Raw genomic sequence first — 6,904 nt, forward strand, 5'->3', positions numbered from 1 at the left:
GTCCCAGACCGCGTCCCAGGTGCCGACATCCGACCAGGGGAACGAGACCGGGCGCACGCCGGCATGCCGGGTCCGCTCCATCACGGCGTAGTCGATGGAGGTCTTGGGCGCCCGGCCGAAGGCCTCCGCGTCGAGGCGCACGAAGTCGAGGTCGGTCACGGCCGCATCGAGGGCCGCCCGGGTGGCCGCCAGGATCTCCGGGGCGTGGGCTTCGAGCTCGGCCAGCATCACGTCGGCGCGGAACAGGAAGTAGCCCGAGTTCCAGAGGGCGCCCTCCTCGATTAGCCGCAGGGCGCCGGCGTGATCGGGCTTCTCCACGAAGCGCTCGACCGCGTGGTTGCCCGCTCCGCCCGAAAGGGCTGCGCCGACGCGGATGTAGCCGTAGCCGGTGGCGGGGGCGGTCGGGGTGATCCCGAGGGTCATGATCGCCCCGGCCCGGGCACCGGCGGCGGCGGCCCGGGCGGCGGCCACGAAGGCGGGGGTATCGCCGATGACGTGGTCGGCGGCCATGATCAGCACGACGCTCTCGGGGTCGCGCCGGGCCGCGTGCAGGGTGGCGACCGCCACCGCTGCGGCCGAGTCGCGCCGTTCGGGCTCGAGGATGATGTCGGCTTGGATGCCCGCCTGCTGCAGCTGCTCGGCGACGATGAAGCGGGCGTCGCTGCTGGTGAGCACGGTGGGGCGGGCGAACACGCCGGTATCGCCCAGGCGCTGGGCGGTGGCCTGGAAGGTCGAGGTCTTGGGGTCCACCAGCGGCGTGAACTGCTTGGGCATGCTCTCCCGCGACGCCGGCCAGAGCCGCGTGCCCGAACCGCCGCAGAGAATGATCGGATGGATCAGATTGGACGATTCACTCATCGGTTCAGCCTTTTCGCGCGTTTAATCACGCAAATTCGTGCGGGCTTGAGCAAGAATATCGGCGAGGGTCCTGTTCCAATTCTCGCGCGGGACCCACCCGGTTGCTGCCGAAAGCCGCGACGCGTCGCCTGCCGCGACGGGGATTTCCGACGGACGCATCCTATCCGGCGCAATCCTGACTTCGAATGGCACCTGCGCATGCCGACGCAAGTCTTCGAGCACACTGGCGATGCTCCGTGGCTGACCCGAAGCCACGTTGAACACGGTGCCGCTTTCGATCTCAGACCCCTGCGCGATCAGTGAGGCATAGGCTTGTACGACGTCGGAGACCGGGAGAAAGTCGCGTGCCGCGTCTAGATTGCCCACCTCCAGCACGGGCGGAACGAGACCGGCTTCGATCCGCGCGATCTGTCCCGCAAAGGACGGCACGACAAACCGCTCATCTTGGCCTGGGCCGATATGATTGAAGGGACGAACGACGATGAAGCGCCCCTGCTTTAAGACATCGCCCAGGAGCGTCTCACCAAACCATTTTGAGCATGCATAGGCGCCTTGGGGATCCGGCACGGCCTCCTCCGTCAAAGGCTGTCCCGAAAGGAAGGCACGCCCATAGACCTCGCCGGAGCTGACGAATAGAAGCGTCGCCTTCGGTGCAAAGCGAACTATCGACTCGGCCAGATTGAGTAGACCGACAAGATTAACTCGCCACGTCTCACCAGGGGCGCTAGCCGATTGCGTTATGGAAGCAATCGCAGCCAGATGAAGAACGTCGGTTGGTTGGTAATCCGCAATGAAATCCGACAAAGCTTGCGAATTTAGCAGATCCAACGACTTGAACACGACCCCCTCAGGTAACGCATCTGTGTTACCCCGCCCAATTCCGATAATGCGATCCGAGGGCCCCATCGTCTTCAAGAGCGTTTTCAGGGCATGTCGGCCAACAAACCCTGCCGCGCCGGATACAATTATTCGCTTCACGGGCAGACGAGGATCAGGATTTTGCACCGAGGCGCCTCAGGTCAGCCTCGACCATCTCTTGGATCATTGTTTCCAATGAAATCTCCGCATGCCAGCCGAATGCCGCTTGCGCCTTGGCAGGATTTCCGAGCAGCACTTCGACTTCCGCAGGACGGAAAAGCTTTTCGTCGATTATCAAATGATCCGCGCTCGCGAGGCCGACGTGCCTGAATGCAATCTCACACATTTCACGGACTGTCACAGTGCGACCGGTCGCGATTACATAATCATCAGGAGAGTCCTGCTGCAGCATCATCCACATCGCACGGACGTAATCTTTTGCATGCCCCCAGTCACGCTTCGCATCGATATTGCCGAGACGAAGTTCCTTGGCAAGCCCGAGCTTGATCCGAGCCACGCTATCAGTGACCTTCCGCGTGACGAACTCCACACCGCGCAGCGGTGATTCATGATTGAACAGGATTCCGTTTGAGGCGTGCAGATTGAAGCTCTCGCGATAATTGATGGTCATCCAATGAGCGTAAAGCTTGGCGACACCGTACGGAGAACGCGGATAGAATGGCGTCGTCTCACTCTGAATCTGCTCCTGGATAAGGCCGAACATCTCCGACGACGAGGCCTGGTAGTAACGAGCGTCTGGTTTCAAAGTGCGAACGCACTCGAGCAGATTCACGGCACCGAGCCCGGTGATCTGCCCAGTCAGAAGCGGTTGCTGCCAGGAAGCCGTTACAAAGGATTGAGCTGCGAGGTTATAAACCTCGTCGGGCTGCACTGCCTGCACGATGCGCGCAAGGCTCGATAGGTCGAGAAGATTGCCGTCGTGAAGCTCGACGTCGTCCTGAATTCCAAGCCATTTGAGGCGGTGATCGAAAACGCCTGCGTGGCTCGAGCGACGAACGATTCCATGAACGGAATAGCCCTTACCGAGCAAAAGTTGCGCTAGGTAGGCGCCGTCCTGGCCCGTGATTCCACTAATTAGCGCGCGTTTGTTCGTCACATTCAGCTCCGGGATCGCGGACGTTCGCCGCCAATTGCTCTTGGGCACAGGGCATTACGTGCAACTGTCTGCATCAGCCGCGACCTCCCTACAGGAACACAGGGGGCTTCGCCAAGGGCTCGATCGTCGTGAGTGCATCCCACAACATCAGGTGCACGCGCAAGTGCGCTGAAGCGACGAAAGCTCACCGCTCTGTCCGCCCTCAGGATCACGCAAAGTTCAATCAATCAGAATTTTGTTGTCAAGCTCAAGGCGCGCCGAGGATCAGGGAACGGTAACGGCTTAAATCCCATTCAATGAGATTGAGCGCACCGGAAGAGTCCTCGCAGACCCCAGGCCAACAATAAATCCAGTAAGTTTTAGCAGTAACTCTACTAAAAATTTTAGTATTTAGCCTGATAGAATATAATTTCTTTTATTATCTTGGATGTTTTGAATAGACATGTTGATTTTCAGTTAGACTAAATGGAAAAACCATCCCTTCCCGACCGCTTATACGCCCTGATTGCGGCGATTCGACCAGCTTAAACGGTCAAGCCGACGGATGGACGCCCGCGAATATCAGTTGCGCGATGGTTACGACCATTCTATATGTGCTGTGCTCGGTGCTTGGATGAGAAATGTTGCCGACTGAGATTGGCGCGCGCCGAGTCGTGTCCTCAGCGGTGATGTAGCTGAAAGGCCGCCATTGGCGATTGCCAGGTAGGATTCGGTTGCGACCACAAACCCCGAACCTGAGAGATCGCCGACGACCGACGAGATGATGGCCCTGTGTAGGCTGATGGAGAAGAGCGCCCACGCGCAATTGCTACGCGATCCAATCGGCTTGGCGGCCGAGCGCCTGGTGAAATTGAAGGCGGACGGCCTGGCCGGCGCTGTTCATAGTGAGACATAAGCTGCCCTGATGCGCCAGTGACGAGGAGCGCGCCATCGTGTGTGCGCTCCGCCGCAGCACCGGCTTCCCTCTTGACGCGCCGACCTTCGTCGTCTGCCATTTCCTGCCGCACCTGAACCGGGATGCGGTCTATCGCATCCTCAAGGCGGAGGGGCTCAACCGCTTGCCCCCTCCCAGCAGGCTCGCAAACCGCACGGTACCTTCAAGGAGTACCAGGTCGGCTTCATCCACGTTGACATCTAGCCCCCCCCCACACTGCGGGACCGCGATCGCGCCTTGCGCAAACGCTACCTAACGTCGCCATCGACCGCGCCGCCCGCTACGTGCACCTGCCGTCAAAGACGACCAGACCACGGCGTCCGCCACTGCCTACCTGGCGGATGCGCTCAGTGCCTTTCTGTTCCAGGTCACCGATGTTCTGACCGACCGCGGCTCCTGCTTCACGGCCGATGCCTTTGAGACTGCCTGCGAGCGGCACGGTGTGCAGCATCGCAAGACGGGCCCCTATACGCCCAAGACCAATGGCATGGTCGAGCGCTCCAACGGCCAGGCGCAGCGCGAGGCGTTGGGCATCACCCTCTACAGCCACAGCGACCTGGAGACCGTCTTGCGTGGGTTTAACGCGGCCTACAACAGCCGTCGTCAGCGCGTGCTCAACGGCCTCTCGCCCGAAATGGTCCTGAGTCAGCGCCCGGAAGCAGAACCGGCGCTGGGTGATCCAACTTACAAACCACCCAATCGCACCATCATCAAACGAGCACTGCAGGTCGTCGCAGACGCCAAGGAGGTCTCACATCCAGACAGCTAGGCCCATAGGCGACGACACCCTCGCAACAGCCGAGCCACCTTCTTGGAAACAACAGCTAGCCAATCGCGCATCAGCCCCTTAAAGGGACGGGCTGTTGAACAAGCCCTGGCTGGATCAGATCTGATAGAACTCCAGATTTTCCCCGAATGCAGTGAGGCTGTCGACAAACGGCTGTGTGGCACATGGCTGCACGCTCGTGCGGACCTGCACTCTTAGAATCGAGACCGGTTTGTCGTTAGAATGCCAAAATGCTCTCGTTGGTCTGCCGCTGCCCATGCGGCGAAAGCATATCTGTTTGACCCCAAAACCCCGAGTGTGCAAAGCGGTGCGCATGAGGTGAATGCCGACCGCCCCATTTGGTCGAAAAGCTCTTCAGCCCTCCCGCGAACAAGTTGACACTTTCGAGGGGGAATTCATTCGGGTTTGGTCAAATTACTAGGGACAGACTATCTATAGGCAGGATTCTTATAAATTTTGGACTTTACAATGAAATTCATCTGGTTGGCGAACTGGACTTATATTGATCAATGAACGTTTTTTGAATTGTAGCTAAATAAACCCTTACCAAATGGGCCAACACTAGTTCAAATAAGCAAAACGGTAAAGTGAAACTTTTAGACTTGTTTTGATCGCAAATAATCAGCAATTATCAGATACCAATACGACTGGGTCTAAGCTAAAACTTCAAGTTTTGAAATCGGAGGAAAAGTCGTGACTGGAGCCTACACAAAATTAGAAGCATGCCGCGTAAGCGGATCTAAGAATTTAGTTCCCGTTCTCCACTTGGGAGAGCAAGAACTAACAGGTGTGTTCCCCAAGCCGGGGCAACCGGTTACGGCTGGGCCCTTGGACCTCGTCTGGTGCCCCGATAGCGGTCTGCTCCAGCTCGCGCATACCTACAATGCAGGCGAGATGTACGGTGATAATTACGGTTATCGCTCAGGTTTGAATGCGTCCATGGTCCGACATTTGACACAGAAAGTTGACTTTTTGGAAAAGTTAGCTGACTTGACCGCGGGTGAAACGGTTCTTGATATTGGCTCAAACGACGCGACGTCGCTTAAAGCTTACAAAATCGCAGGGATAAAAAGGATTGGAATCGATCCAACCGGCCTAAAATTTAAGTCATATTATCCGGACGACATTGCGTTGGTTCCGGACTTTTTCTCGGCGGCTAATTTTCGTAAAATAACAGATCGTCAAGCGAAAATAGTAACATCAATTTCGATGTTCTATGACCTTGACAATCCCATTGCCTTTGCACGCGACATTGCTTCGGTGCTTGCACCAGATGGTGTGTGGCATTTTGAACAAAGCTACATGCCCGCGATGCTTAGAACAACTTCCTATGACACCATCTGCCATGAGCACCTCGAGTATTACTCACTAAGTGTAGTCGCGAAGATTCTTGATGCCGCCGACATGAAAATTGTCGACGTGCAGATGAACAGTGTAAACGGAGGAAGTTTTGCCGTCACTGCAGCTCTGCGGAAGTCAGTTCGCCCCCCCAACCACGCGGTGATCGATTGGCTCTTGGGCCAGGAAGAGCGCATGGGTCTGAATACCGTTCGCCCCTTTCGAGAGTTCGAGGATCGGGTTTTCCGTCACAAAGCTGATCTTGTACGCCTCCTGAAAAGCTTGGCCGCCGACGGTAAGAAGGTGCTCGGATATGGCGCCTCGACCAAAGGCAATGTAACGCTTCAGTTCTGTGGCGTCACCACAAACGAGATTTCTGCTATCGCTGAAGTAAATACGGAGAAATTCGGCGCTGAAACTCCAGGCACCCGAATTCCAATTATTTCTGAGACCGAAGCTCGCGCAATGGAACCCGATTACTTTCTCGTTCTTCCGTGGCATTTCAAAGAAAGCATCCTGCAGCGGGAGCAAGAATACATCGCAAAAGGCGGAAAATTCATCTTTCCGTTTCCTGAGATCGAGATCGTTTGAGACATCTCGCGACCGGCTTGGTCTGAGCTTCATGCTGTCCCTCGTCGGTCGCGATGTTTTATGTTGATTTGATTTGCAGCGTGCCCAAAGTGCGCCTCAAGTGCAATCCGCGTGCTCGGCGTGAGCTCAGTGAAATACTACCGGTGGCGGCGTGAGTTTGGCGGCCTGAAGTCGGATCAGGTTCGACCGATGAAGGATCTGGAGACCGAGAATACTCGGCTGCGGAAGGCGATTGCGGATCTCACCCTCGACAAGCTGATCTTGCAGGAGGCGTCCTGGGGAAACTTATTCTCTATTCGGGGTTCATCGGTCAACTCCGTTTGGCGTGCATCCTAGATCAGCGCGTGAATTGTCTTGCGGAGCTCTTGCTTCTCTCCGAGATCGACGTGGGCCGCCTCATGATGGGATCAGAGGGAGTGAG

General features: G+C 56.9%; 4 protein-coding genes and 3 pseudogenes. 4 read left to right on the plus strand and 3 right to left on the minus strand.

The features are described from left to right. The 3 genes and pseudogenes from ASF18_RS24915 to gmd form a co-directional block, all read right to left on the minus strand. A pseudogene (locus ASF18_RS24915) lies at positions 1 to 858 on the minus strand (mannose-1-phosphate guanylyltransferase); the annotation flags it as partial. 21 nt (positions 859 to 879) lie between these two features. Beyond that, positions 880 to 1,863, minus strand: coding sequence for a GDP-mannose 4,6-dehydratase (locus tag ASF18_RS23270; protein ID WP_348271406.1), 984 nt, complete (start codon positions 1,861 to 1,863; stop codon positions 880 to 882). Further along, positions 1,850 to 2,833, minus strand: coding sequence for a GDP-mannose 4,6-dehydratase (gmd, locus tag ASF18_RS23275; RefSeq protein ID WP_082487760.1), 984 nt, complete (start codon positions 2,831 to 2,833; stop codon positions 1,850 to 1,852). The genes ASF18_RS23270 and gmd overlap by 14 nt, the downstream gene beginning before the upstream one ends. A gap of 760 nt (positions 2,834 to 3,593) precedes the next feature. Here gmd and ASF18_RS24920 point away from each other — a divergent pair. The 4 genes and pseudogenes from ASF18_RS24920 to ASF18_RS23280 all read left to right on the plus strand — a co-directional run. After that, positions 3,594 to 3,722: pseudogene (locus tag ASF18_RS24920) on the plus strand (IS256 family transposase); the annotation flags it as partial. A 487-nt stretch (positions 3,723 to 4,209) separates the two neighbouring features. After that, entirely contained in the window at positions 4,210 to 4,536 is a 327-nt protein-coding gene (locus ASF18_RS23955; protein WP_244472766.1) for an integrase core domain-containing protein, read from the plus strand. Positions 4,537 to 5,247: 711 nt separating this feature from the next. After that, on the plus strand, positions 5,248 to 6,483 hold the full coding sequence (locus tag ASF18_RS20170; RefSeq protein ID WP_200917658.1) for a class I SAM-dependent methyltransferase: 1,236 nt from the start codon (positions 5,248 to 5,250) through the stop codon (positions 6,481 to 6,483). Positions 6,484 to 6,618: 135 nt separating this feature from the next. Then, positions 6,619 to 6,777 (plus strand): annotated as a pseudogene (locus ASF18_RS23280) (transposase); the annotation flags it as partial. Between the last annotated feature and the right edge of the window lie 127 nt (positions 6,778 to 6,904).

The sequence above is a fragment of the Methylobacterium sp. Leaf89 genome, assembly GCF_001422215.1.
Lineage (GTDB): Bacteria > Pseudomonadota > Alphaproteobacteria > Rhizobiales > Beijerinckiaceae > Methylobacterium.